The sequence below is a fragment of the Pseudomonas sp. efr-133-TYG-23 genome (assembly GCF_030209215.1).
Classification (GTDB): domain Bacteria; phylum Pseudomonadota; class Gammaproteobacteria; order Pseudomonadales; family Pseudomonadaceae; genus Aquipseudomonas; species Aquipseudomonas rhodesiae.
The window spans coordinates 69123-95648 of record NZ_JARVSL010000007.1 but is presented as its reverse complement, the minus strand read 5'-3'; the positions used below and the strand labels follow the sequence as shown (position 1 = coordinate 95648).

20 protein-coding genes and 2 pseudogenes are annotated in these 26526 nt (G+C 60.8%); 12 read left to right on the top strand and 10 right to left on the bottom strand.

The genetic code is table 11. The annotated features are described in order from the left end of the window. Positions 1-131: 131 nt before the first annotated feature. The 3 genes from QRN41_RS04285 to pmrG form a co-directional block, all read right to left on the bottom strand. Positions 132-1652 (bottom strand): ArnT family glycosyltransferase, encoded by a 1521-nt coding sequence (locus QRN41_RS04285; protein ID WP_285421201.1) that lies wholly within the window; start codon positions 1650-1652, stop codon positions 132-134. Next, positions 1652-3307: a lipid IV(A) 4-amino-4-deoxy-L-arabinosyltransferase gene (arnT, locus tag QRN41_RS04280; RefSeq protein WP_167417940.1), complete on the bottom strand. Its 1656-nt coding sequence runs from the start codon at positions 3305-3307 to the stop codon at positions 1652-1654. The genes QRN41_RS04285 and arnT overlap by 1 nt, the downstream gene beginning before the upstream one ends. 184 nt (positions 3308-3491) lie before the next feature. Beyond that, positions 3492-4205, bottom strand: coding sequence for a lipopolysaccharide core heptose(II)-phosphate phosphatase PmrG (gene pmrG, locus QRN41_RS04275; RefSeq protein ID WP_285421200.1), 714 nt, complete (start codon positions 4203-4205; stop codon positions 3492-3494). Positions 4206-4440: 235 nt separating this feature from the next. Between pmrG and QRN41_RS04270 the strand changes: the two genes are divergently transcribed. From QRN41_RS04270 to QRN41_RS04240, 6 genes and pseudogenes are all read left to right on the top strand, one after another. Further along, positions 4441-5109, top strand: a complete 669-nt coding sequence (locus QRN41_RS04270; protein WP_034137831.1) for an ABC transporter ATP-binding protein — start codon at positions 4441-4443, stop codon at positions 5107-5109. Between the two features lies 1 nt (position 5110). Beyond that, the gene (locus tag QRN41_RS04265; RefSeq protein WP_285421199.1) at positions 5111-7573 is read left to right on the top strand and encodes an ABC transporter permease; all 2463 of its coding nucleotides are present in this window, start codon (positions 5111-5113) and stop codon (positions 7571-7573) included. Continuing rightward, positions 7563-8627 carry a lipocalin-like domain-containing protein gene (locus tag QRN41_RS04260; RefSeq protein ID WP_285421198.1) on the top strand — a complete coding sequence of 355 codons (1065 nt, stop codon included), beginning with the start codon at positions 7563-7565 and terminating at the stop codon, positions 8625-8627. Before QRN41_RS04265 ends, QRN41_RS04260 begins: the two co-directional genes overlap by 11 nt. 137 nt (positions 8628-8764) lie before the next feature. Next, positions 8765-9493 (top strand): annotated as a pseudogene (locus QRN41_RS04255) (hypothetical protein); the annotation flags it as partial. 470 nt (positions 9494-9963) lie between these two features. Further along, the gene (locus tag QRN41_RS04245; RefSeq protein ID WP_285421197.1) at positions 9964-10341 is read left to right on the top strand and encodes a hypothetical protein; all 378 of its coding nucleotides are present in this window, start codon (positions 9964-9966) and stop codon (positions 10339-10341) included. 277 nt (positions 10342-10618) lie between these two features. After that, a pseudogene (locus QRN41_RS04240) lies at positions 10619-10774 on the top strand (alanine racemase); the annotation flags it as partial. A gap of 260 nt (positions 10775-11034) precedes the next feature. On the opposite strand, the gene QRN41_RS04235 reads toward QRN41_RS04240, so the two are convergent. Then, a complete protein-coding gene (locus QRN41_RS04235) occupies positions 11035-11364 on the bottom strand; it encodes a hypothetical protein (protein WP_167417934.1) in 330 nt (109 codons plus the stop codon). Positions 11365-11447: 83 nt separating this feature from the next. Next, entirely contained in the window at positions 11448-11795 is a 348-nt protein-coding gene (locus QRN41_RS04230) for a hypothetical protein (RefSeq protein WP_135948306.1), read from the bottom strand. A gap of 660 nt (positions 11796-12455) precedes the next feature. On the opposite strand from QRN41_RS04230, the gene QRN41_RS04225 reads away from it, so the two are divergent. Further along, positions 12456-13898 carry a hypothetical protein gene (locus QRN41_RS04225; protein WP_285421196.1) on the top strand — a complete coding sequence of 481 codons (1443 nt, stop codon included), beginning with the start codon at positions 12456-12458 and terminating at the stop codon, positions 13896-13898. 72 nt (positions 13899-13970) lie between these two features. Here QRN41_RS04225 and QRN41_RS04220 read toward each other — a convergent pair whose 3' ends face one another. Continuing rightward, a complete protein-coding gene (locus QRN41_RS04220) occupies positions 13971-14834 on the bottom strand; it encodes a LysR family transcriptional regulator (RefSeq protein WP_034111016.1) in 864 nt (287 codons plus the stop codon). 210 nt (positions 14835-15044) lie between these two features. On the opposite strand from QRN41_RS04220, the gene QRN41_RS04215 reads away from it, so the two are divergent. Beyond that, positions 15045-16556, top strand: a complete 1512-nt coding sequence (locus QRN41_RS04215; RefSeq protein WP_167417933.1) for a M10 family metallopeptidase C-terminal domain-containing protein — start codon at positions 15045-15047, stop codon at positions 16554-16556. Between the two features lie 175 nt (positions 16557-16731). Here the strand turns inward: QRN41_RS04215 and QRN41_RS04210 are convergent, their stop codons facing one another. The 4 genes from QRN41_RS04210 to QRN41_RS04195 form a co-directional block, all read right to left on the bottom strand. Then, positions 16732-17481: an alpha/beta fold hydrolase gene (locus QRN41_RS04210; protein ID WP_285421195.1), complete on the bottom strand. Its 750-nt coding sequence runs from the start codon at positions 17479-17481 to the stop codon at positions 16732-16734. A 104-nt stretch (positions 17482-17585) separates the two neighbouring features. After that, entirely contained in the window at positions 17586-19001 is a 1416-nt protein-coding gene (locus QRN41_RS04205; RefSeq protein WP_285421194.1) for an efflux transporter outer membrane subunit, read from the bottom strand. Then, entirely contained in the window at positions 18994-20976 is a 1983-nt protein-coding gene (locus QRN41_RS04200) for a MacB family efflux pump subunit (protein WP_143521067.1), read from the bottom strand. The genes QRN41_RS04205 and QRN41_RS04200 overlap by 8 nt, the downstream gene beginning before the upstream one ends. Further along, positions 20966-22135: an efflux RND transporter periplasmic adaptor subunit gene (locus QRN41_RS04195; protein ID WP_034137816.1), complete on the bottom strand. Its 1170-nt coding sequence runs from the start codon at positions 22133-22135 to the stop codon at positions 20966-20968. The genes QRN41_RS04200 and QRN41_RS04195 overlap by 11 nt, the downstream gene beginning before the upstream one ends. Before the next feature lie 264 nt (positions 22136-22399). Here QRN41_RS04195 and QRN41_RS04190 point away from each other — a divergent pair, with 264 nt between their 5' ends. The 4 genes from QRN41_RS04190 (at position 22400) to QRN41_RS04175 (ending at position 26518) form a co-directional block, all read left to right on the top strand. Continuing rightward, on the top strand, positions 22400-22882 hold the full coding sequence (locus QRN41_RS04190) for a sigma-70 family RNA polymerase sigma factor (RefSeq protein WP_034137815.1): 483 nt from the start codon (positions 22400-22402) through the stop codon (positions 22880-22882). Positions 22883-23001: 119 nt separating this feature from the next. Beyond that, on the top strand, positions 23002-24339 hold the full coding sequence (locus QRN41_RS04185; RefSeq protein ID WP_285421193.1) for a lysine N(6)-hydroxylase/L-ornithine N(5)-oxygenase family protein: 1338 nt from the start codon (positions 23002-23004) through the stop codon (positions 24337-24339). A 128-nt stretch (positions 24340-24467) separates the two neighbouring features. Beyond that, positions 24468-25688: a putative DNA modification/repair radical SAM protein gene (locus QRN41_RS04180; RefSeq protein ID WP_167417930.1), complete on the top strand. Its 1221-nt coding sequence runs from the start codon at positions 24468-24470 to the stop codon at positions 25686-25688. Beyond that, on the top strand, positions 25685-26518 hold the full coding sequence (locus tag QRN41_RS04175; protein ID WP_123479658.1) for a TIGR03915 family putative DNA repair protein: 834 nt from the start codon (positions 25685-25687) through the stop codon (positions 26516-26518). Before QRN41_RS04180 ends, QRN41_RS04175 begins: the two co-directional genes overlap by 4 nt. Positions 26519-26526: the final 8 nt, after the last annotated feature.

Here is a 26526-nt window from a genome sequence, read left to right as displayed (position 1 = left end):
GGGTTGACCTCGCCAATCAGTAGCCAATGTCTTACAGCGCTTTAATCGTTTCAGCCGTCGGGCTTCAGGGGTGGGGACCTATTCGTTTGGATATCGGGGCAAGAGGGCGGCAGTGAAGTCAATCGCCCCTTTCAGGGCTGGCGCGGAATGAATGCTTTGCTGCCGTCCTGCCTCGCCCGGAACAGCCGTTCGCCGTTATCCGGTTGTGTCGTGATGACCTGATGGTCTGCAGCGAGGTAAGCCAGTGGCGTCGGGTCGTCCTTGGAGAACGCTGTGACGATAATCGTGCGCTCTGGGTCGAAGTGACGGCCGCTGGTGGTGTCCAGCCAAGCCATGAACGCGGCGCTGTCGCCTTGGCGCGGGAAGTTTTGGGCCTGGCTGACGTAGTAGAACGCGTTGCCTTGGTTTTGCAGGTACAGGGGCACCTTGTTGTCGACTTCCAACATGACCATCTGCCATTGATCCCACGGCGCGGTTTTGACCGCCTCGGTGCGTACATCCTTGGCAAAGCGGGTGACGCCGCCATTGCCGTTGCTCCAGGGGTAGGCCACGCCGAGCACACCGAGCATCACCACGGCGGCGATGGCGAAACCCTTGTGCCAGCGCGTCCCACTGGCCGGCTTTTTCGCCAGGCGTTCGCTCAACCACCAAGCGGCCAACAGCTGGGCGAATGGCACCAGCGGCAGCACGTAGTAACTGCGTCGGCTGCCGCTGGCGGTAAAAAACACAAACAACAGACCCAAGCCCCAAACCAGCCAGCGCACATTGGCAGGCGTATGGCGCCAGTGCCGCACGGCCAGCCACAGACCCAGCAGCCAGCACGGCGTCCAGGGCAGGGTGTAGGCGGGCAGGTAGATCAGGTAGGTGTAGATCGGCCCCATGTGGTCGAAGGGATCGAAGAAGCGCACCACGTTTTCCCGGAACACCAACGCCAGGCCGCTCTCGCCGTAAGTCGCTGCGCCGTAGAGGTGAGATAACACGAACGGTACCGCATATGCCGCGCCACCAATCAGTGCGGCCAGTAACAAGCGCAGGTTGAGGTGCTGCCTGTAGCGCTGCTTGCTGAGCAGGTGCGGCAGCAACACCAGGCCTGGCAGCACCACGCCGATCAAGCCTTTGAACAGCGACGTCGCTGCCAGTAACAGGCAGAACACGGTGTAACGTCCCAGCCGTGTGTCGTCCGGCCCACGCCAGTACCACCATACGGCGGCGAGGACGCCGCACAGAGTCAGCACATCCGCCGTGGCCACCCGCGCCCAGAAGAGGAAGTAGAACGTGGTGGCGAGCATCCAGCCCGCGATCAGACCGGTGCCTCTGCGAAACAGGCGCTCGCCGAGCAGGTAGATCAGCCACACGCTCAACCACGCGGCGATGACCGAGGGTAAGCGCAGCGACCACGGGTCCAGGCCGCCCATCAGGTGCGCCATGCCGGTGATCATCCAGTAGGAGGGCAGGGGTTTGTCGTAATACGGCGCGCCTTTGAGGTAGGGGTCGAAGTAATCGCCGCTCTGCAACATCTGCAAGGCAATGTTCGCCCAACGGGTTTCCGGCCCCCATAGGTCACGCGCGCCGAGCCCGCACAACAGCAACAGGGCACAGACGCCGAGCAGTAACAGCAAGGCGCCACGTTCGCTGCGAGGATAGACCGGCATCAGGGCACCTGCGGGTACAGGGTCAGTTCCAGATAGCCTTTGTTATAGCGTTTACCACCCAGCGGCAGTTGCCCAGCCTCGGCCATTTCGCTGGTGCTGCCGACCCGCAGCAGCACGCCGACCGGGCCGTGACGGCGGGCCTCTTTGAGCCAGTCCTGAACCTGCGTCACGTCCACCTTACGCTGCGCGGCATCGGGGTATTGCAGGCCGTAACGCAATTCGCCCTCGGTGTTGTACAGCGTCACGTCAGGGCGTTGCAGGCGCCAGGCGAGGGCGCTGGCGCTTTCCAGTTGGTTGCTCAGCAAGGCGCTGGTTTGCTGCAGTTCGCCCAGGTGTTCTTGCACGAATTGGTCGGGCATTTCGTTGTCGGTGATCAGCGCCGGCATGCCGGCCGGCAGCAGTACCACCAGCAGGCCGATGCCCAGGGTCGGCATGGCCCACAGCGTCAACGGGCGGAAGGCTTGCAGCAGGTTGGTCAGAATCCACACCAACAGCACGATAAAGGTCAGGGACAGGCTGAACATCTCGGCATGGCTATTGCCGTATAGCGGTCGGGCGATTTGCAGGTAAATCAGGCCGATCATCGCCGCCATGCCAATGGCGAAATTAAGCAGGCCGTTAAGGCAGATCGACCGGGCTTTGCCTTGGCTGATCAGGTCGATCAAGGTGTGCCCCATGAGCAGGGCGAGCGGCAGCAGGCACGGCATGATATAGGTCGGCAGCTTACCGTTGCTGAGGCTGAAGAATCCCAGCGGCAGCAGTAGCCACAGGGCCAGGAAGCGAATGGGGGCCTGGGTTTTTTCCTGCCAGGTCTTGCGCAGGGTGTTGGGTAGCAGCCCCGCCCAGGGCAGGCACGCCACAGCCATGATTGGCAGGAAAAACCACCACGGCCGCACATGCTGCGCATCCTCGGCACTGAAGCGGCGAATATGTTCGTTCCAGAAAAAGAAGCGCCAGAAATCCGGTTCCTGCACATGAATCGCCCACACCCAGGGCAAGCACACCAGCGCCGCCACTAGTACCGCCAGTGGGCCGTAGCGCAGCAATTCCCCCAGGCGCCGTTGCCAGAGCATATAGGGCACCGCGATCAATACAGGTAGCGCCCAGGCCAGAAAGCCTTTGGTCATAAAGCCCATGGCGCAGGCAAGCCCCACGATGGCCCAGGCGCTCAGTCGGCCAGGCAGTGTTTGACTGTCGAGGGCAAACCACAACGCGACCAGACTCAGGTTGACCCACAGCGTGAAAAGCGGATCGAGGTTGGAATACCCGGCTTGGCCGGCGATCAAGCCGAAGCTCAGGTAGAGCAGGGCGCAGGCGAAGGTTTTGCGCGGATCATTCCACAGGCGACGGGCGAGCAGATAGGCCAGCAACACACTCAGGCCGCTGGTCAGGGCCGAGGCGATGCGCACGCCGAACAGGTTCTGGCCGAACACGGCTTGGCCCAGGGCGATCAGCCAATAGCCTCCGGCGGGTTTTTCGAAATAGCGCATGCCCATAAAGTGCGGTGCCACCCAGTTGCCGCTGAGCAGCATTTGCTGGCTGACCTGGGCGTAGCGGGTTTCATCCGGCGTCCACAAACCGTGCAGGCCCAAGGGCAGCAGATAAAACCCTGCGAAGGCCAATAACAGCAGGTGCAACGGTTTTATGCGGGGCATGGCAACGTCGCTCCTTGACGTTTTATGGAGGCTGTTTGAACTAATAAAGTCATAGCGGAAGAACCAAAGCGTTCACTAAGTGGCGAGAAAGAGTCATGGCGTCGTGATTTAAAGACGCAATTCAACATGCCAGAAAAGGGCTGTCTTTTTGCTGAACACGCTGTGGCGGTCGTTGTAACTGTGCTTAAAGTTGCTTGAGGGCAGCGGGCCAATCGGGGTTATTAACAATGCCCAGGGTTTTGAACTTACCGTTGGGCAGAACTTGCACGAACAGTGCACTGCCGTACTCGGGAAACCGCGCACGGGGGTAGCCCAGATGGCTTTCAAAGTCGGCGATGCAGCCGCTGTGCGTGACGAACACCAGGTTGCGCCCGGGCTGTTTATGGCTGAGCAATTCCTCGCCCATGGCCGCGCCGCAGACGGCTTGCTGGCTGGCGGTGACATCGGTCTTGCCGAACATGAAGCGGGACGTCTGGGCGGTGCGAATAGCCGGGCTGGCGAGCACGTCGCTGCCTTCCATGCCCAAGGATTTAAAGGCTTTGCCGAGTTGTTCGGCGCGTTGGCTGCCTTTGATCGTCAGGCCTTCGACGGGGCCCAGGCACGGGTTGCTCGAACGGTCGCAGCGCTCTTCATGGCGCACCAGTACGATCAAGTCGCCATCGCGCCAGAGCGGCAACACCGATGAACTCAGCAGGCGATTGCCGACACCCAAGTCCCGTGGCGATAAGGGCCAGTTCATGAAAGCAGTCACGAGCAAGGCAACTACCGCAATGCCCAGCCAGAGCGCTGACAAGCGCTTGAGAAAGTGTCGGTGTGCGCGTGGCTTGGTCAGGGTCAGGTCAACCACTTCATTCACCTTGGGCGCTGTCGCCAGCGTTTTATTTATTGGGCGCGACATGTTGGCGAGTGCCTTGAGTGGAGCCAGAAGCTGTCACAGAGCGGCTGTCTTTTCGCTGAACATGGAGCGTTTAAAAGTTGCCAGGCGTAACAACTAACAAGTTGCCGACGGATGACGCTTGGCCGGCAATTTAAAGAGTGACGGGTGGCCGTCCGGTGAAATCCATGTGAAAAATTTGCGTGGGCTCGGACCGCAGCCGTTATCCTCGATGGCCACCCATCAAACGAGTGCTCCCATGTTGCAGGTGCAAGGCGTGTTTAAAAGCTATGTCACTCCTCAGGGCCCGTTGACGGTGCTGGCCGGTGTCGATCTGCACCTGGCCGCACGCAGCAGCTTGGCGTTGATGGGGGAGTCGGGCAGCGGCAAGAGCACGCTGTTGCATTTGGTGGCCGGGTTGGATCGAGTCGATAGCGGCCGTATCCAGATCGGCGAACAGCGCCTGGACCGGATGAGCGAGGCGCAACTGGCGCACTGGCGGCGCACGGACATCGGCCTGGTGTTTCAGCAATTCAACCTGATCGGCAGTTTGCGCGTGGCCGACAACCTGGCATTCCAGGCGCGGCTGGCGGGGCGTTTCGATGCCCATTGGCAGGCCCAATTGATCGAGCGCCTGGGCCTGGGGGATTTGCTGAGGCGTTACCCGGAGCAACTCTCGGGCGGCCAGCAGCAGCGGGTCGCGGTGGGGCGTGCGCTGGCTTCGCGTCCGCGGCTGTTGTTGGCCGACGAGCCCACCGGCAACCTCGACGAAGCCACCAGCGACGAGGTGCTGCAACTGATGCTCGACCTGTTGCGCGACAGCCCCACCAGCCTGTTGATGGTCACCCACAGCCCACGCCTCGCTGCACGACTGGATCGCCAGGTAGTGCTGCATCGCGGCCAGGTCGTAGCGGCGGGAGCGGTCTGAGGTGGCGGTGTTCTATTGGACGTTGCGCGCCTTGCTCAGCCATTGGCGACGCCATCCCGTGCAGTTTTTCAGCGTGCTCACCGGCCTGTGGCTGGCCACCGCGTTATTGACCGGGGTGCAAGCCCTCAACAGCCAGGCGCGCGACAGCTACGCCCGCGCCAGCCAATTGATCGGCGGCGAACCCCAGGCCAGCCTCGCGATGCCGGACGGCGCCAGTTTTCCCCAGGCACTGTTTGCCCAGTTGCGCCGTGCCGGGTGGCCGGTGTCGCCGGTGGTGCAGGGCAGGGTGCAACTTCAAGGGCATGCAGACCTGCGCCTGCAATTGATGGGCATCGATCCGCTGTCGCTGCCGGGCAGTGGCGCGGTGGCGGGGCAGCGCTTGAGCCAGGCGCAGATGCTGGCGTTCTTCGCGCCGCCGGGCCGCACCTGGGTCGCCCCGCAAACCTTGCAAGTCCTCGGGCTGCAAGCGGGCGAGCAACCCTTGACGCTGAACGGGCAGCGCCTGCCGCCGTTGCAGGCCCAAGCGGATATGGCGCCTGGGCTGTTGCTCACGGATATCGCTTTCGCCCAGCCGTTGCTGGGGATGCCCGAGGGTTTGTCACGCCTGTTGCTGGACAACGCCTTCGCCGCCGACCACCCCACGCCGCCCGCCGGGCTACAACTCAAGCAGGGCGAGGACAACAACCTCGCGCGGCTGACCGAGAGCTTTCACCTGAACCTCGACGCACTGGGCTTTTTGTCCTTCGTAGTCGGGCTGTTTATCGTGCATGCCGCCATCGGCCTGGCCCTGGAGCAGCGGCGTGGGTTACTGCGCACCTTGCGTGCCTGCGGCGTCAGCGCGCGTTGCCTGATCGTCGGCTTAGGGGTGGAGTTGGGTGCATTGGCGTTGCTCGGCGGCGTGCTCGGCGTGGCCAGCGGTTACCTGCTGGCCAGCCTGTTGCTGCCGGATGTGGCCGCCAGCCTGCGCGGTCTGTATGGCGCAGAAGTGCCGGGGCAATTGAGCCTGAACCCAGGCTGGTGGCTGGCCGGTTTGGGCGTTAGCCTGCTCGGCGCCTTGCTCGCCGGCGCCAGTAGCCTATGGCGTGCGGCGCGCCTGCCGTTGCTGGCGTTGGCCAATGCCCAAGCCTGGCACGAGGCCCACGGGCGCTGGTTGCGGCGTCAAGGCTACGTGGCCGCCGCCGCGCTGCTGGTGGCCCTGTTGGCGCTGTGGCGCGGCGATAGCCTGGCCGCCGGCTTTGTGTTGATGGCCGCGTTGCTGCTGGGCGCCGCCCTGGGGTTGCCGGTGTTGCTTAACGGCTTGCTCAAAGCAGTGCTGGGCCGCAGTCGCTCGGTGCTCGGCCAATGGTTTCTCGCCGATTGCCGTCAGCAACTGCCGGCCCTGAGCTTGGCGCTGATGGCGTTGCTGTTGGCGCTGGCCGCCAATATCGGTGCCGGTTCCATGACCTCGGGCTTTCGCCATACATTCAATCATTGGCTGGAACAACGCCTGACCGCCGAGCTGTACCTCAACCCCCAAAGCCCGGCCCAGGCCGAGCAACTGGGCACCTGGCTGGCGCAGCAACCACGGGTGCGTGCGGTACTGCCTAACTGGCAGGTGGTGGTGCAGGTGCAAGGCTGGCCGGCGGACCTGTCAGGGGTGGTTGACGATCCCACTTATCGGCAGCACTGGCCGTTGCTGGAAGCGGCGCGCGCGCCTTGGGATCAATTACGTGACGGCGACAGCGTGATGCTCAGCGAGCAACTGGCGCGCCGCCTGGCAGTCAGCGTGGGCGACACGCTGAACCTGTCAACGCCGCAGGGGCTGTGGACGCCGAAGGTGGTGGGCATCTACGCCGACTACGGCAACCCCAAGGGGCATCTGCTGATCAATGCCACCCACTTGCTCAGCCACTGGCCGGGCCTGTCGCCGTCGCGTTTCAACCTGCGGGTCGCGCCGTCCGATGTGCCGGCGCTGATCCGTGACCTGCAACGGGTGTTTGCCCTGGAGGACAGCCGCATCATCGATCAGCAGCAACTCAAGGGCTGGTCGAGCCAGGTGTTCGAGCGCACCTTCGCCGCCACCGCCGCGCTCAATAGCCTGACCCTTGGCGTGGCGGGCGTGGCGTTGTTCATCAGCTTGCTGACCCAGAGCCAGAGCCGCCTCGGTCAACTCGCACCGCTGTGGGCGCTGGGCGTGACGCGGCGACAATTGATGCTGCTCAACCTGGGCCAGACCTGGCTGCTGGCGGTGCTCACCTTGTGCCTGGCGCTGCCGCTCGGGCTGCTGCTGGCGTGGTGCCTGGACGCGGTGATCAATGTGCAGGCGTTCGGCTGGCGCCTGCCGTTGCAGGTGTTCCCGTGGCAATTGGCGCAATTGCTGGGCCTGGCACTGCTGGCCACGTTGCTGGCTTCGGCCTGGCCGCTGTGGCAGTTGTATCGCAGCCGTCCGGCGGACTTGTTGAGGACATTTGCCCATGAAGGTTAAGTCGTTGTGTTGGGCTGTGCTGTGGCTGCTGGCGGCCTGCGATAAAGCCCCAGCGCCCGCGGAAAGCTTCGCCGGCCTTGGCAGCGATGCGGCGGACTTTGCCCAAGTGGTGCCCGGCAAAGTCTTCAGCTTTCCCGAAGACCATGGCCCCCACGCGGGGTATCGCATCGAATGGTGGTACGTCACCGCCAATCTCAAGGATGCCCAGGGCAATCAGTTCGGTGTGCAGTGGACATTGTTTCGCAACGCCCTGAAGGCCGGGCCCACCCAACCGGGCTGGCACGACTCCACCCTGTGGCTCGGACATGCGGCCGTCACATCCGCCACCCGCCACTACGCCGCCGAACGCTTTGCCCGTGGCGGCGTGGGCCAGGCCGGGGCGCAAGCGGCGCCGTTCAATGCCTGGATCGATGACTGGAATTTCGCCAGCCGCCCCGGTGCCACCCGCGCATTGACCGACATGCAACTCAAGGCCCACGGTGCGCAATTTGCCTACGACCTGCGCCTGACCTCCCAGCGCCCGCTGGTGTTACAGGGCGACAACGGCTACAGCCGCAAATCCGATCAGGGCCAGGCGTCGTATTACTACAGCCAGCCATTCTTCAGCGCCGAGGGCAGCGTAAGCATTGATGGCAAGACCTATCAGGTCAGCGGCCCCGCCTGGCTCGACCGCGAATGGAGCAGCCAACCGCTGAGCGCCAGCCAGAGCGGCTGGGACTGGTTCTCCCTGCACCTGGATCGCGGCGCACAATTGATGCTGTTCCGGGTGCGGCAAACCGACGGTGCGCCCTACCTGACCGGCACCTGGATCGACCGCGAAGGCCGTACCCAGACCCTGCACAATGGCGATATCCAACTGACGCCGTTGCACACTACCGCCATCGATGGGCGCCAGATACCGACGCGCTGGTCGCTGAAGATCCCCAGCAAACAGCTGGACATCACCACCGAGGCGCTTAACCCCAACGCCTGGATGAACCTGAGTATTCCGTACTGGGAAGGCCCGGTGCGCTTTGACGGTGGGGTGGGTTACTTGGAGATGACCGGCTATTAGGGGTGTTTCCGTAGGCGCTATTTCCTCACCCAGTAGGCAACTTCCCAAATGCGCTTCACCCCACCTGCGCTTGTGTCCGGGGCGTAGGCGCTTGCTTATATTTCCACGCCATCTTCTTTGCATCCTGGATGTAGGGCATGGCGCAGAGCTATATCAACGACCGCACCACGGACTACCACAGCTTGAAATCCCGCCTAATGGGCAGCGCCCCGACCCGACAACGTTCCGAACATTTTGATGTGTTGAACCGACACCTGCGCCCCGGCCTGGTCACGCCGGGGCAGTTGGTGATTATTCCCGATCCCCACAGCGTAAGTTGCTCCGGCGAGGAAGCCTGGTTGATGCGCCATGCCGAAGCAGTGCGACGCAACCTGGACATGAACTCATCCACCGGCAAGGCCTTGATCGGCAACTATGACTTGTTACAAAGCTTTATGGCGTACAGCTCCATAGGCATCGGCAGCGCCACAGCGGCCTGGGCGCGGCATCTGAATGACGTGGCGCAGACCTTGGAAGAAATCGAGCAGTTGCATCAGCGCTTGAAAGACGGCGCATTGGACCGCGAGGCCTTTATCCAACAGCGCCAGACCCTGTTCCGCCGCCTGGACCTGCAACTGCAAGGCGCGGCACGTTTTGGCACAGGGTTGCAGGGGCATGAATCGTTGAAAAAGGTGCTGGGAATATCGACCAAAAGCTATCTGCATAAAGGTGAGATCGCCGGGTATGCACAGCGGATTCGGGAGACCGCGCAAATGTCGAAGTGGCTGGGCAAAGGGACCTATCTCGGCGTGGCGCTGGATGTGGGCGTGGCGGGGTTGGAGATCAAGGAGGCGTGTGTGACGGGGCGAGAGGCGCAGTGCAGGAGGGTTCACTCATAACGAAAGGGTCCGCGCCAATAAGCGATTCTGGAGAAAAAATCATTGGATCGACAGGCAATACCGCATGTTGTTGATGTTTGATTTACTGTCTGACTCAGCACGCTATGTGAAAGCAGGTGTCGTGACCGAAGCCGAACTGGCGTCTGTGCCGGTAGCGCTCAAGCGTTGGGTGTTGTGGCCCTATAACCTTGGCCTCATTTGGGTTATCGGCACCGTCGCTTGGTCCGTTTGGCGTAGATGGTGCGGCGTCGAAATGGCGCTAAATTAAGTCGGCGTGCATGCAACATCTTTTTAGGTATTGCGGCTAAAGGGCATGGTGAACTCATCTGTAGTGTTATCGGAGGTGCTGCGGGTGGGTATGAGGGCGGCAATTTGTTCGGCGATGGCGGGGCGTTTCTGGGTGGGCAGATCCTGGAAGTTAATGGTGATTTGATATTCCAGCCAGAGGGCGCATAGCCATGGATCTTTTTCTTGCTTACACCATCGTGTGGTTTGGTGGGATGCTTGTCATTTTGGGACTGATACTTTATGCCGAATATACAAAACTCGACGAACTGGAAAGTTATTTCAGTGGAAACGAGAAAGTTTGTAGGCATAAACGTTTTTGGAAAAGAAATCAGCGAATTGACCGTTTTCATCGCATGGGGTTGATGATCGATATTCTGTCAACGCCCAAGGCTTTTCTGAAAGCCGGTCTTGTGACTGAGGCGGAACTGGCATCTGTTCCTTTAGCGCTTAAACGATGGGCGTTGTGGCCTTATCGTGTTGCTTGCGTTTGGTTTGTCGCATCCTGCGTTTGGTATATCTGGTTTCATGGGTGGCCAGAGTGGATTTGACTGTGGATTTTTTCTTGTCTACATCACTCTGTTGATAGTTTTTACTTTCGTCATGTTAGGACTGATGTTATTTGCCGAACATAGAAGGCTGGAAGAGCTGGAGAGTTATTTCAGTAAGAACAAAATGGTTCTTGAGCACAAACGTAAATGGGGCGTAACCAGAGACTCGCCAGATTTCATCGCATGGGTTTGATGATCGATATCCTCTCAATTCCAAAGTGCTATGTGAAAGAAGGATCTGTGTCCGAGGCAGAGTTAGCCGCCATCCCAGCATATGCCGATGGTGAAGAGCGGCGATGAGGTGGTGTTGTTTGGCAAGCAGGGGAGTGTGCAGACGACTCAGGCGGAGAGAGAGGACATTAATGAGGCATTGTTGGCTGACCTGTATACAGTGTTAGGTAATACCAATCCCAAAATACTGGTGGATAAATAAGCCGAACACCATCCACACGTGGGAGCGTGCTTGACCGCGATGAGGGTGTATCAGCCACCCATTTATAAACTGATACCCCGCTATCGCGGGCAAGCCCGCTCCCGCAATTTAACCAATGCAAATTCAAGCGCGTTGGGCAGCAAGAGCCTAAGTCAGGGAAAATGGGCATACGAAGAAGGTTAAGTATGTGCCACTCCCCTCTAATGAATTTTACCTAGCATACTTCGCCCTCTATACAGTTAGCGTTTGCACAACCAACATCACGCCCGATTAAATACAATAGGCACTATAACCTTTGTCTGTGTATTATAAAGCTCCCCTTCTAGCCTCAGGTACTCATAGTTACTAGCCAGTAAAATACATCGTTCATTGCCAAAATCGAAAGTAACGCTACTTTGTTGATACTCATCAAGCCTGTGATAACCCGACCGCCCAAGATCAGCTGAAGGCGCACTGTTCTTACCCCAGGTGCCCGTTATAGAGCCGGTGTCATAGTCCGCAAAATTAACAAGCACTGTATAATAGGAGCCATCAGCAACAGTTTCAGAAATAAACGCTTTCTGAAGAGCTGGATTTTGTTTTCCCGACATTATTCAATCCTCATAAAATATAAAAAACACAGATAATGAAGTTCGAGTAATCTTTTATATGTTGCCGCAAAAAAACTTATACTTTAACCACTGACAATTTGATCTTTTGACTTGTTGAAAGTAATCGAAGAAATTACTTCATCGTTAAACATATTGATCAAATTACCTGTAAACTTATTATAGTTATAGTCTGTGGCTACCAATAAACACTTCTCAAAAATAAAATCTAGTGTCATATCGGTGGTTTTTCCGTCATCGGCGCGATGATACCCAGATCGCCCCATAGAAGTCCCCAAGAATCGACCTTTACCCCACCTGCCTCTTATTACTCCGGTATCATAATCTGCAAAAATTATGTGAAACGTATAATACGTGCCGTTAACGGTTTCACTAAAATAAGTCCCCTGAAGTGCAGGATTTTCCTTTGCCATTTTTCCACCCTCGCCGCAGCCTAAAAATAAATAACAGTCAGGACGCTACTCTCTGCCTGATCATACTTACCTTGCAAGACTAACTTTATGTGACTCTTATAAAAATGCACCTGTGAAAAATGACAGTTTTTTATATTTTTTTGAAATAATCCAAGAGCCAAATTTTGGGTGGCTGACGATAAATATCCTAGCGGTGGATGTAACGGTTAAGCCGTGAAAAGCGGTAGCCAGACAAAGTGGTGTCGTGCAAACCAGATAGGCTGAGGTAAAGAGATCAATGGTGCTTTGTGGCCGACCTCGAACAGGGTTAAAGGGGGCGGATCTATTAGATTCCATAGAGTACTGACGGCCCAAAGGAGTGGGTTGATTAAATAAATCTGTCCCCGTTATCGCAGATAATACTGGTCGATAAATAAGCCGGCCCCCCCTTGCACTCAAGCGTTGGGCCGTTTGGCCCTATCGCCTTGTGATGGTTTGGGCGGTGGGTTGGGGGTATTGGGGGACCTGGCTGTAGAAGCAGCCTTTTCCTACATGCACATTTCCTTCATCCCACATTTTTTTCAAAAAAATACTGTACATGCATACAGTTGTGTCCTACAGTCCATCCCAGGTGACCGGATGTCACCTGACCTTCAGTTTTTAACTATGGATGGATAAAAAATGAAATCGAAAAAAGCCTTTATGCTCGGCGCGGCCATGGCGGCCTCCTGCTTTGTTTCGGCCTTTGCGCTGGCGGAGCAAACCCCTCAGAAACTCAGTGCCCAGGCCGTCCGGCAGGCGGTCGACAAGGCGCTCAAGCCCGGCGGCAAGTTGGATGGGGCGAAGGTTTCGGCCTCGCTCAAGCAAAAACTCAAGGCCGCCAAGACCGACCAGTCCAAGGCGCTGACCCAGGCGGTGAAAACCGCACCGTTCGACACCGTGGTCGGTGAACTGAAAAAACCGGCGCAGGCCCAATTGAGCGCCGCTGCCATTGCTGCGTTCGAGCCGTTGTTCCCCACGCTGGATATCAACACGCTCTACAGCGTGGACGGGGTGCAGACCGGCAACGAGTTCGCCTACCACTTCAACCTGCCGCAGAATGCGCGCATCCAAGTGCAACTGGTCAACCAGAGCGCCGGCACCGACATGTCGCTGAACCTGTTCCTCGACGACGGCCAGGGCAACCTGAGCCTGGTCGGCTCTTCGGATGCCGCCGGCAACGCCGATGAATACCTCAATGGCGTGCTGCCGGCGGGGGATTATTACTGGTACATGGTGGCCAATGCCGCCAGCAACGGGCAGTTCAGCTTTGGCGTTGCCGTAGACACCAATATCGATGCCTACGAACCCAACGACACGCCGCAAACCGCCTTCGTGCTGCCGGACTCGATGAACAAAGTCAGCGGTAACCTCGACAACGCCAACGATGTCGATTACTTCGACTTCAAGGCCGTGCGCGGCCAGAGCGTGAGTATGTACCTGGCCGGTGATGAAACCGGCAGTCGCAACCAGTGGATCTTCGACCGTTTCGACGGGGTCAATTGGGTCACGGTGCCGGCCGGTTCGACGTCGACCTACCCCAGCGTGGCGCCGGGCACCACGGTCAAAGTGCGCGTACGGGCCAATCCGAACGTCGCGCAGGATGCGACCAAGCAGTACCAACTGAGCCTGGGCTCCACGCCGCGCCTCAATAACCACGATGTGAAGGGTGACAACATCGTTCGCGTGCCGGTTTCGGAAATGCCACTGGCCACGCAAACCGCGCGGGTTCTGAACTGGAGCACGCAATGGTCCGACTCCACCGGAGCGCCGTTGCTGGGTGTCACGCCGGTGTTGCGCGTGGATAACCACTTCATCGACTTCGACTACCGCTGGGTCGACTACCCGGCCACCACCAACAGCGCAGGTGCGACCTCGGCCACGGCGAATATCGGCAGCTGCTTCGGCGATTACCATACGGTCATCAACGACAGCAGCACCGGTGTGCCGTACAAGTGGGACACCACCTACAACCAGGGCGGCTGGCGCATCGAGCTGGCTGAGTTTCCGGGGGTAGGCGTCGGCGGTGACAATGTGCAGTACGTCAGCCTGGGGCATATCTGCACCCAGACCATCGTGCATTGATCGTGACGCGTCAGTGAAAAAGGGGGCAGCCTGCACAGGCTGCCCCCTTTTTTTGCGGCAATGGCTGATGGCTTAACTCAATGGATCCCAGCGCTGTGACCAATCCCCTTCGGCCTTGACCACCCCGCGCAGCAGTTCCAGCGCCTGCTGCAATACCGCCGAATCCCGCGCCCGTGCGTACACCAGGTACGTCGGAAAGCTGAATTCGGGCGCTTTGGCTACGCGCCGCATCACGCCGCTGTCCAGGTAGCTTTGCACCACTCGCGTGCGGAAGTACCCGGCGCCGCCGTTCTCCAGGATGTATTGCAGTGCCAGCGGGCCGAGGTTGAAACTCACGGCGGCGCGGGCCCGGTCGGGCAGGGCGGCGTCATGCTGCTGGCGAAACCCCGGGCCCCAATCGATATAGACGTAGGGTTCGGGCTTGCTCGCCAATTGCACCAGGATCAGTTTTTCCTCCAACACCTGCTCCACTTGCAGCCCCGGCCAGTAGTGCGGCTGGAACACCAGCGCGGCGTCAAGCACGCCCAGTTCCAGTTGACGCAACAGATAGTCGCCCTCGCGGATTTCCGTACGCAGGGCATGACCGGGGATGTGTTCGCGCAGGGCTTGGGCCCAGCCGAGCATCAGCGGGTTGCACAGGCTCACCTCGCCGCCGATATGCAGCACATTGCGATAGCCATCGGGCAACGGCAGGTCGCGACGCGCGGCTTCCCAGGTTTGCAGCAATTGATTGGCGTACACCACAAACGCTTCGCCATCGGCGGTCAGTCGCGCCCCGGCCCGGTTGCGCACGAACAGCGTGCAGCCCAGCTGGTTCTCCAGGTTTTTCACGCGGGCGGTGATGGCGGTCTGGGTAACGTGCAGTTTCTCTGCCGCCGCGGCCAGGCTGCCGCAGCGAGTGATTTCGAGGAAGGTGCGTGCCAGTTCGATATCCATGAAGCCCCCGCGAATGAATGGGAGGCATTGTAGAGGGGATGCCATGGGATGGGGGAATCGGGATACACGCCGGACGGAAATGTATGGGATGTCACTCAGGAAAAGCGCCTGCCAACCCGCTGTTTGCAGACCTAGAGTCGACGGCGACGGTGGGAATACGTCCCCCCGGTTTTTTGTCATCTCACTGATTGAGTGCCTCGGAGACACGCTATGACGAACTCACCCACAATTACCATTTCACCCTATGCCAGCGCGACCGTCACTCAGTTGGATCGCGTACTGCACGCCGATCAACGCGGCGGCGGGGGCGAGATCAATGGCAAGCCTTCCTACAGCATCCAGCAGGCGGCCGATGAGATAACCCGTGACAATTTGCGTTGGCCTGATCTTAACAGTGATGGAAAAACGGACATCGCCTATCGTTTTCTGACAACGGCGGGGCAGTCATTCCGCCAGCTGGGGCTCACGCAGTTCAGCGAATTCAATCAAGCGCAAAAGGAATCGGCACTCAGGGCCATGGAGCACTGGTCGGATGTTGCCAATTTGAGTTTCACCCAGGCCAGCCCAGGGACGCAGGAGGATGGCAACATCAGTTTCGGCAACTTCGCCCTGGACCCCCAAGGTCGCAACGCGTTCGCGAGCCTTCCACCTTCCGAAGGCGCCCGCCAATTCATGGCATCACGCCCCCGCGCTCAAATAAACGTGCCGGTCGCCGAGGTTTGGCTCAACGGCACGGAAGACGCTCATACCGCACCGAGCCACAACAACGAAGGCCACAAAACCCTTGCCCACGAGGTCGGGCACGCCCTTGGGCTAGCGCATCCGTTCAGAAGCCATCCCGCTGGCGTGAGTTACAACACGGCCACATACGCGGAGGACACCGGCGGCCACAGCATTATGAGCTATTGGAGCGAACACCACTCCGGGCAGTCATTTCACAAAAACGGCATGCACCATTCGCCTTCAACGCCGATGGTCGATGACATCGCGGCGATGCAAAAACTGTACGGTGTCAATCATCAAACCCGTACGGGCGATACCACCTATGGGTTTAATTCCAATGCCGACCGCGAGGCCTATCACCTGCACTCGAACGCTGACGCACCGGTATTCACGGTGTGGGACGGTGGTGGCACGGACACCCTCGATTTTTCCGGCTTTAGCCAAAACCAGGTCATCAATCTCAATGAAGGCACACCCTCGGATATTGGAGGGATGCGAAAAAATGTGTTCATCGCCAAAGGCACCACAATAGAAAACGCTAAAGGCGGGGCCGGCGACGACATATTGATTGGCAACGCGGCACAGAACGAATTGTCCGGTGGTGGTGGCAAGAACACTTACGTCTTTTTAACCCCTGAGCAATCGACACCGCAGGCGCCTGATCGAATCACGGACTTTGTGTCGGGTAGGGACAAGATCGATATTTCCAATCTCCGTGCGACCGGGCCCGAGAGTACTTATATCGATGAAAGTAACTATTCTCCGATCGAGGAATTGCGGAACGGCTTAAATTCCACAAGGCCACGGCGCGACATTGCGCAAAAACCGGTCGAATTAGTTTCCAAGTTCAGCGGTGAAGGACGGCAAGTCATGCTGACGTACGACGAAAATGCCCGTCAGGAAGTACTGCAGATTGATCTGGATGGCGATCGGCGTGCCGACTTTATGCTCAAAATTGACAGCGAGCAGATGTTGAGTTGGGGCGATTTCGTGAAATAAATCCTGAAGGTGCGGCGGTAGCCCTTTGATCGGCTACCGCTCGCTGAAGCACCGCCCATGCGTAGCATGGGTGCGATTTATCGTATTAATGCGGATAAATAGCACTTAATAACGATCCGACCGGAGCGTCAACGCAAGAGGTCGCTTTCGGCGGCAAAGGGTCGCAAACAGTGTGCTATGGCCAATCGCCCACATCCAGGCAGCGCGTGAAGGGCGGCGGCTGCCTGCCGTAGGCCAGAAAGTCGCCGATCCAGCGGGTGATGCAAGCGCCGGCATCCGCCTTTGCCGGCTCCTTGAGACGCAGCTGTTCGACTTGCAGGGGGCCGCTGTCGTCGGGGTCGGCGTTGACCAGCACCATGCGCGCCACGCGTTCGGGGAACAGCGCGCTGTAGCGATTGCCCAGCCGCGTGGCTTCAGCGTTGCCCAGGTAATGCAGTTGGGCATCGCCGAGTTGGGCGCGTACGTATTCCATGTCGCGGGCGGCGTATTCGACGTCGTTGGGCTGGCGGATAGTGCGCGCGCTGAGTTCGATCACGTCATAGCGATCGAGCAGCGTGCGATAGGCCGGGGTGACGTGGGTATTCCAGCGGCTGGCCAGTTGAATGGCGAAGGTGCCGCTGCTGTTCTTACGCGCCGGTTCGCCGGCTTGGGTGAAGACCACGCCCTGGCGGCTTAACGGCTCGCGGGCACCAACGCGGGTGACAAACAAGCGCAGGTTGCCTTGACGGGGCGCTGCATAGTTACGCGGGACCGATATGAGGCCGCATTGGGTGCGCGCCAGCACGCTGGGGTCGAGGCGCTCGGTAGCGGGCAGCGGGCAGTCCAGCAACCAATCGATGGCGGTGGGTTTGATCAACGGCTCGGCAAAGGCAAGGCCTGCCAGCAGCCAGAGGCAACCGCACGCCAAGTGTTTTACGACAGTCATCGAGAGGTCCAGGGCAGCTGTATGACAGCGGCGTTTTTACCAAGGACCTGGGGGCTGGGAATGTAGGGTGAGAAGACGCCTCATGTACGAAATCGGAGTTTTGTTTATCGGATGCCAGAGTTCCAGCCGCCACCCAATGCTTTGTAGAGCGCGATGCTGGCTTGCAGGCGTGACAGTCGCAACTGCACGTTCAGGTCCTGGGCGGCGTACAGGGTGCGCTGGGTTTCGAGCACCGTCAGCCAGTCGGCGGCCCCGGCCTGGTAGCGCTGTTGGGCGATTTGGAACGCGGTCTGCGCCTGTTGCAGTTCTTCGTCCTGCCATTGGCGCTGCTGGTCGAGGCGGGTGATGCTGCTGAGGGCTTTTTCCACGTCGGCAAAGCCGTTGATGATCGCGCCGCGGTAGGTTTGCAACAGTTCATCCTGGCGCGCGCGGGCCTTGTCCCGTTCAGCGCTTAAACGGCCGTTGTTGAAGATCGGTGCCACCAGCCCGGCGGTTAACGTGTAATAGGGGCTGCGTAGCACATCGACGGCCTTGTAGGCGTCGGAGCCCAAGGTGGCGCCGAGGGTCACGGCGGGCAGCAGGGCGGCGCGGGCCACCGTCACGTCCGCCTGCGCCGCCGCCAGTTGGGCTTCGGCCTTGGCGATGTCCGGGCGGCGGCTGAGCAATTGGCTGGGCAGGCCGGCGCCAATGACGGGCCAGGTCAGGTTCTGGAAGGGCTCGGCGCCCAGGTCCAGGGCCTGCACGGGTTGGCCGAGAAGGGCGGCGAGGGTGATGCGCGATTCTTCGGCCTGTTGCGCGATCAACGGCAACTGGCGCTGCTGGCCGGCCACCAGGCTTTTTTGTTGGGCCAGTTCCAGCGCGGTGGCCGAGCCGGCGTCATAGCGGGTTTGCACCAGCGCGAGCACATTCCGCGCATTGGCCAGGTTCAACTCGGCGATCTGCCGGCGCTGCGCGGCGGCGAGGGTTTGCGCATAGCGGTCGGCGACGTTGCTGAGCAGGGTCAGTTCCACGGTGGCCTGGTCGAATTCGCTGGCCCGCAGGCTGTGCAGGGCGCTGTCGCGGGCGGCAGCGCGAGCGCCCCAGAAATCCACTTCGTAGCTGGCGGTCAGGTTGGCGCCGAAGTTGTTGACCGCGTCGTCGCTATCGCTGGCGTCGAGGTCCGGGCCGCCGGGGCCGCGTAGCAGCTTCTGATGGCTGGTGGTGAGGTTGGCCTTCACCTCCGGCAGCAACGGCGCGCCGGCAATCACCGCGCTGGCCTGGGCCTGGCGCACCCGCGCCACCGCTGCAGCCACATCGAAACTGTCGCGCCGCGCCTGTTCGATCAAACGATTGAGCGGCGCACTGCCGAACTGTGTCCACCACTGGGTGTTCACGTTTTGGGCGGCCTCGCGTTCGGCGTACTGCCAGGCGGCCGGCGGCGCGAGGCCGCTGTCGACGCTGGGCGGTTGGCCGGCGCAGGCATTGAGCAGCAGGCACAGGCTGAGCACGCCCAGGTGCGATGGGATACAGGGTTTATTCACTGGTCAATGCCTTAACCGGATCGAGCCGGGCAGCTTTACGGGCCGGCATAAAGCCGAATACGACGCCGGTGACCAACGCACAGCCAAACGCGCCAAGCACCGCCACCAGGGAAAACTGCACCGCCACCTTGGCCAGCGTCAGCACGCCGCCCACCAGCAAGGCCAGGGCGATGCCGCACAGGCCGCCGACCACCGAGAGCATCACCGCCTCGGTGAGGAACTGGCGCAGGATGTCGCGCTGGCGTGCGCCGGTGGCCATGCGGATACCGATTTCGCGGGTACGCTCGCGCACCGTCATCAGCATGATGTTCATCACACCGATACCGCCCACCAGCAGGGAAATCGCCGCAATCGAACCGAGCATCAGCGACAGGGTGTTCTGGGTGCGCGCCTCGGCCTGGATCATCGCGGCGTTGTTGGTCAGCTCGTAGTCGCGCTTGCCGTGGTGCAGGCGCTGCATCAACTGGTCAATGGCCTGTTCGGCCTCATGCACCTTGCGTGCATCGGCGGCGGCGATCACCACGTACTCGGGGTTGTAGCTGCCGAACAGGCGCACGCTGGCGGCGGTGTAGGGAATGGCTATGCGGTCGTCGCTGTCTTTATTGCCGGAGCTGGCGCCTTTTTCCGCCAGCACGCCGATGACCTGGAACGGCACGTTTTCGATCAGGATGTATTGGCCGATCGGGTCGACCAGGCCCTTGAACAACTTCTCGCGCACCCGATGACCGATCACCGCTACCGTGGCCCCGGCGCGCTCGTCGGCCGCCGTGAAGTAACTGCCCTCGACCACCGGCCAGTTGAAAATGTCGGGGAAATTGGTGTCGTTGCCGCCCACGTACGCCATGTAGTCGACGTTGCCGTAACGCACCCCGGCTTCGCTGCCGTTGACCGGCATGATGCGCTGCACCTGAGGCAGCGCCGCCAGCGCTGCGACGTCGGCCAAACTGACGATGCCCAGCGGCGTGCGTGGATTGGGTGAGGCGCCGCTGAGGTAGAGGATGTTGGAACCGAAGGCACCCATCTGCGCCATGACCTGGCGCTTGCTGCCTTCGCCCACCGCCAGCATCACCACCACCGACGCCACGCCGATGATGATGCCGAGCAACGTCAGCGCGGTGCGGAAGCGGTTGATCCACATCACACGCCAGGCCGCCTGGACGGCGTCCACCAGTTCGGCTTTCCAGGCACCATTGTGTTCGGCGCCATCGGCCAGACGCTGACGCAGGTCCACCGCTTGCAGGGCGCCGGGGGTAGCGGCGGTCGCGGTGTCGTGGGCGGATGCCGAATCGCTGATGATCAGGCCATCGCGAATCTCGATGATGCGGTTGGCGCGCGCCGCGACTTCGCGGTCGTGGGTGATCAGGATCACCACATGGCCCTGGCTGGCCAGCTCGTCGAGCAGGCTCATCACCTCGGCGCCGCTGTGGCTGTCGAGGGCGCCGGTGGGTTCGTCGGCGAGGATGATGTGCCCGCCGTTCATCAACGCGCGAGCGATGGACACCCGCTGCTGCTGGCCGCCGGAGAGCTGGTGCGGGCGGTTGCCGGTCCGTTCGGCCAGGCCCAGGCGGGTGAGCAGGGCACTGGCCCGGGCGTGCCGTTCGGCGGCGCTGATTCCGGCGTAGATCGCCGGCATTTCTACGTTTTCCTGGGCCGAACCGGACGGGATCAGGTGATAACCCTGGAACACAAAACCGAAGGCTTCACGGCGCAGCCAGGCCAGGGCGTCGCTGTCCAGGTGCGCGACATTCTCCCCGGCAAACAGGTACTCGCCACTGCTGGGGCGGTCGAGGCAACCGAGGATATTCATCAAGGTGGATTTGCCCGAGCCGGACGCGCCGACAATCGCCACGAATTCGCCGGCGTGAATCGCCAGGTCGATACCGCGCAATACGTCAACCTGAGGGCTGTCGCCGCCGCCGTAGGATTTGCGGATGTGCCTGAGTTCGATCAGCGGCGTACTCACCTCAACCCCCATGGCCGTCGACCGGGCCGATCAACAGGTGGTCGCCTTCGTTCAGGCCGTCGAGCACCTGCACCCGCAGGCGGTCGCTGAGGCCCAGGCGCACCTCGCGCTGTTCGATGCTGCCGTTGGGCATCACCACGCGGGCGATCTGTTTGTCGGTGTTGCCGTTGCCGAGCAGGGCGGCGACCGGGGCGGTGAGGGTGTCCTTGGCCTGGCCGGCGACGAAGAACACCTGAGTGGTCATCTCAGCCATCAGCGCGTTGTCGGTGTTGTCCACGTCCAGCAGCACGGTGTACAGCACCACGCGGCCGGTGCCGCTTTTATTGGAACTGGTGGGGCTGCCGCTGCCCTGGGTTTCGTTCAACGGCTTGGGCGGGATCGGCAGGATCTGCCGCACAGTGCTGCTCCAGCGCCGGTTGCCGCCGCTCAGGGTGGTGAAATAGGCGCTCATGCCGGGTTTGACATGGCCGATATCGGCCTCGGACACCTCCGCCCATACGGTCATCGGCGACAACTTGGCGATGCGCAGGATCAGCGGCGTCTGCTGTTGAGCGTTGAGGGTCTGGCCAACGCGGGCGTCCACCGCCACCACGGTGCCGCTCATTGGCGCATAAATACGTGTGTAGCCAAGCTCCGCTTCATCGCTGCGCAGGCTGGCCTGGGCCTGGCGGATCTGGGCCTGGAACATGTCGACCCGGGCCTGGGTCGCGCTCAGCTCGGCCTTGGCGGTTTGTACGTCTTCTTCACGGGTGGCGTTGCCGCTGGCCAGGCGCTGCTGGCGCTGGTACTTCTGGCGCGCCAACGCGTGCTGGGCTTTCTGTTCCTGCAATTGCGCCTTGAGGTTTTCGATGGCGTAGCGGCTGGCGTCGAGCTTGGCCTGCTGGGTGGACGGGTCGATTTCCACCAGCAATTGGCCCTCCTTGACCTGATCGCCCGCCTCGACATGGATCTTGCGGATCTGCCCGGACGCCTGGGCGCCCACGTCCACATAGCGGCGCGGTTGCAGGGTACCGAGGGCGGTCACGCTGTTTTCGATATTGCCGCGGGTCACGGTGACGGTGGTCAGGTCGTCGCGGCCCGAGGGCAGTACCTGCCACGCGGCGACGGCGATCAGCGGTAACAGGCACGCCACAACAAGCAAGGCGCGTCGGGCGGGGCGGGGGCGTTTCATGGATGGATTCCAGCCAGGAGAGTTCAGGGCGCGGTTGCGCAGAGCTGACAGTTAAACGAGATAAGGGCGCTGGAATTTAAGTGGTTACACAGGCCGTTACTGCTCTTTTGCATAAAAAAAACGGCTGGCGTTACAAGTCTTCTTTAAAAGTAGATGAGAATTACTATAAATTGCACCCACCCAAACTGCCATTATCGAATGGCACCCTTCTGCAGGCCTGACAACGCTCGCGCCTGCAGCGTGTTTTCAAGATGGTCGGGAGTCATGTTGGAAAACTACTATCGCGAGCTGGTGTGTTTCCTCAACGCCAAGCTGGGCAACCGTCAGGTGGCCGAAGATGTGGTGCATGACGCTTACGTGCGGGTACTGGAACGTTCCAGCGATACCCCCATCGAGCAACCCCGCGCCTTTTTGTACCGCACGGCGTTGAACCTTGTGATCGACGGCCATCGGCGCAATGCCTTGCGCCAGGTCGAGCCGCTGGAGGTGTTGGACAGCGAAGAGCGCTTCGCCGCCGGCACGCCCCACGCCAGTCACGATCAGGCCCAGCGCCTGGAACTGCTTGAGCGCGCCCTGGCCGAACTGCCGGCGGCCTGCCGCGAGAGTTTCCTGTTGCGCAAGCTCGATGGCCTGAGCCATCTGCAAATCGCCGAACGCCTGAGCATCTCCCGCGCTCTGGTGGAAAAAAACATCGTCAATGCCATGAAACACTGCCGCGTGCGGATGCGCGAGTGGGATGCGCACTGAGGGTCGACGGCTTAAATTTTTTTTCACTGTCCTCGTTTCCTATCAACACACGACCTGTTGTGCAGGTCTTGAAGGTATTCCCGCCCCACCGCCACGGGGCTTATCCAGAGGACACTGGAATGACACAGGCAATTGCTTCGCCCGCGGTTCACGACCTGATCGGCATCGGTTTCGGCCCGTCGAACCTGGCACTGGCCATCGCCCTGCAAGAGCGCGAGAAGGCGCAGGGCAAACTGGACGTGCTGTTTCTGGACAAACAGGCCGACTATCGCTGGCACGGCAATACCCTGGTGACCCAGAGCGAATTGCAGATTTCCTTCCTCAAGGACCTGGTGACCCTGCGCAACCCCACCAGCCCGTACTCCTTCGTCAACTACCTCAAGGCCCACGGCCGTCTGGTGGAATTTATCAACCTCGGCACCTTCTACCCGTGCCGCATGGAGTTCAACGACTACCTGCGCTGGGTCGCCGGGCACTTCCAGAGCCAGGCCCGCTACGGCGAGGAAGTACTGGCCATCGAGCCGATCCTGCATCAGCAGCAGGTCGAGGCTTTGCGGGTGATCTCCCGCGATGCGCTGGGCGAGCAGCATGTGCGCACCACCCGTTCGGTGGTGGTCAGCGCTGGCGGCACGCCGCGCATTCCCGACACCTTCAAGGCGTTCAAGAACGACCACCGCGTGTTCCACCACTCCCAGTACCTGGAGCGCATGGCCAACCAGCCGTGTGTTGAGGGCAAGCCGATGCGCATCGCGATCATCGGCGGCGGCCAGAGCGCGGCAGAAGCCTTTATCGACCTCAACGACAGCTTCCCCTCGGTGCAGGTGGACATGATCCTGCGCGGTTCGGCGCTCAAGCCGGCCGATGACAGCCCGTTCGTCAACGAAGTGTTCTCGCCGGCGTTCACCGACCTGGTGTTCCAGCAAGTCGGCGCCGAGCGTGAGCGGTTGGTGGCGGAGTATCAGAACACCAACTATTCGGTGGTGGACCTGGACCTGATCGAGCGCATCTACGGCATTTTCTATCGCCAGAAAGTCTCCGGCATCGCGCGCCAGGCCTTTCGCACCATGACCGTGGTGGAGAAGGTCACGCCCGGCCCGCTGGGCATCGAACTGGCCCTGCGCAACAACGCCACGGGTGAAACGACCGTGCATCACTACGACGCGGTCATCCTCGCCACCGGTTATGAGCGCCAGATGCACCGCGAACTGCTCGCCCCCCTGGAAACCTACATGGGCGATTTCGAAGTGAGCCGCGACTACCGCATCGTCACCGATGAGCGCTGCAACGCCGGCATTTATATCCAGGGCTTCAGCCAGGCCAGCCATGGGTTGAGCGATACCTTGCTGTCGGTGCTGCCGATCCGCGCGGATGAGATAGCAGCGTCGCTGTATGCCCTGGACCGTGGGCGCGGCCAAGGGCGGTCAATCGAGGAATTGCTGCTGGCCACCGCAAGCTGAGTTCGCGCCGGTGGGCGGGGCGTAAGGGCGAGGCAGTGTGCTTTCGCCCAAGCTCGCCCCTACGGGCGGTACTTGTGACAAAGGGTTACCGCTGATACTGTACAAAAAACCAGTATCGGTAGCCCGCCATGCAGTTGATCGAAAAACTCAGCATCCTCGCCGACGCCGCCAAGTACGACGCGTCCTGCGCCAGCAGCGGCGCGCCCAAGCGCAGTTCCGAGGGCAAGGCGGGGCTGGGCTCCACCGATGGCATGGGCATCTGCCACAGCTATACGCCTGACGGGCGCTGTGTGTCACTGCTCAAGGTGCTGCTCACCAACTTCTGCCTTTACGACTGCCAGTACTGCGTCAACCGCCGCTCCAGCGACGTGCCCCGTGCGCGGTTCAGCCCGGAAGAAGTGGTCTCCCTGACCCTGGATTTCTACCGGCGCAATTGCGTCAGCGGGTTGTTCCTAAGCTCCGGCATTATCCGTTCGGCCGACTACACCATGGAGCAGCTTGTCCGGGTGGCGAAACTGCTGCGCGAAGAGCACGACTTTCGTGGGTATATCCACCTCAAGACCATCCCCGAAGCCGACCCGGCGTTGATTGCCGAGGCCGGGCGTTATGCCGATCGCCTGAGCGTGAACATCGAACTGCCCACCGATGCCAGCCTGCAAACCCTGGCACCGGAAAAGCAGATCGGCTCGATCAAGCAGGCCATGCGGACCATCTACACCGGCGAGCAGACGGTACTCAACGAGCCTCGAGCGCCGCGTTTCGCTCCAGCCGGGCAGAGCACCCAGATGATCGTCGGCGCCGACGACACCGACGACAGCACCATCCTGCATGGCGCCGAAGCGTTGTACGGCAACTTCAAGCTGCGCCGCGTCTACTACTCGGCGTTCAGCCCCATCCCTAATAGCCCCAAAAGTGTACCCCTGGCCGCGCCACCGTTGATGCGCGAGCACCGCCTGTACCAGGCTGACTTCCTGCTGCGCAGCTACGGCTTCAGTGCCGGCGAGTTGTTCGAAGGCCCCGGTCACCTGGCGCTGGATATCGACCCCAAACTGGCCTGGGCCCTTGAACATCGCGAGGTGTTCCCCCTGGACCTCAATCGTGCCGAACCGACGTTGATCGCGCGTATTCCCGGCATCGGTCTGCGCACCACCCAGCGCCTGGTGGACCTGCGCCGCGAACGCAAAATCCGCTTCGAAGACCTGGCGCGCATGCGCTGTGTGCTGGCCAAGGCCAAGCCGTTTTTCATTACCAGCGACTACCACCCGCAACAGGCGGACAGCACCAGTGTGTTGCTGCGCGAGCAACTGCGCGACCGGCCGCAACCGCAGCAAATGGGGCTGTGGGGATGATCAGCCTGGAATGCGACAACCTGTTCGGCACCTGGCGCGAACAGGCGCGCTGGCTGCTCAGCCATCAGGTCGACCCCAGCCAGGTAAGTTGGGGCGAGGCCCAGGCGGCGGACCTGTTTGCCACTGATGAGCCGATCCCTGCCGGGCTGGGGCCGTTTCAGGCGCGCATCCCCAAGGCACTGCTCGAACTGCTGGAGTCGGCCGCCTGCTACCACGGCGACCAGCGCTGGAGCCTGTTGTATGAAGTGCTGTGGCGCGTCAGCCACGGCGACCGCACCGCGATGCTGGCCGGCGACAAACTGGGCAGCGAGTTGCAGCGGCGGATCAAGCAGGTCAGCCGCGAAGCCCATCACCTGCACGCGTTCGTACGCTTTGTCGCGCTGCCGCCAGAGGCCGGGCCGGAGTTACCGGAGTACGTGGCCTGGCATGAACCGGCCCACGACATTCTGAAGTCGGCCAGCCAGCACTTTATCGGGCGCATGGGCCGCCATCGCTGGATGATCGCCACACCGTTGGACGGCGTGTATTACGACGGCCAGCAATTGATTCATCAACGCCATTGCCCCGAAGCCTGGCAGCAACTGGCACAAAACGTCGAAGACCCCCACAGCGCCATGTGGCTGACCTACTACAGCCACATCTTCAACCCGGCGCGGTTGAACCCCAAGGTGATGGAAGGCCACTTGCCCAGTCGGTTCTGGAAAAACCTGCCGGAGGGTAAGTTGATCCCAAGCTTGATCAGCGAAGCGCGAACGGGTAAGCAGAAAGATGGTCAGGCCAAGATGATCGGCAACAAGCCCGGCAAGCGTATTGCCAGCGGGCAAGGTTAAACAGGAGG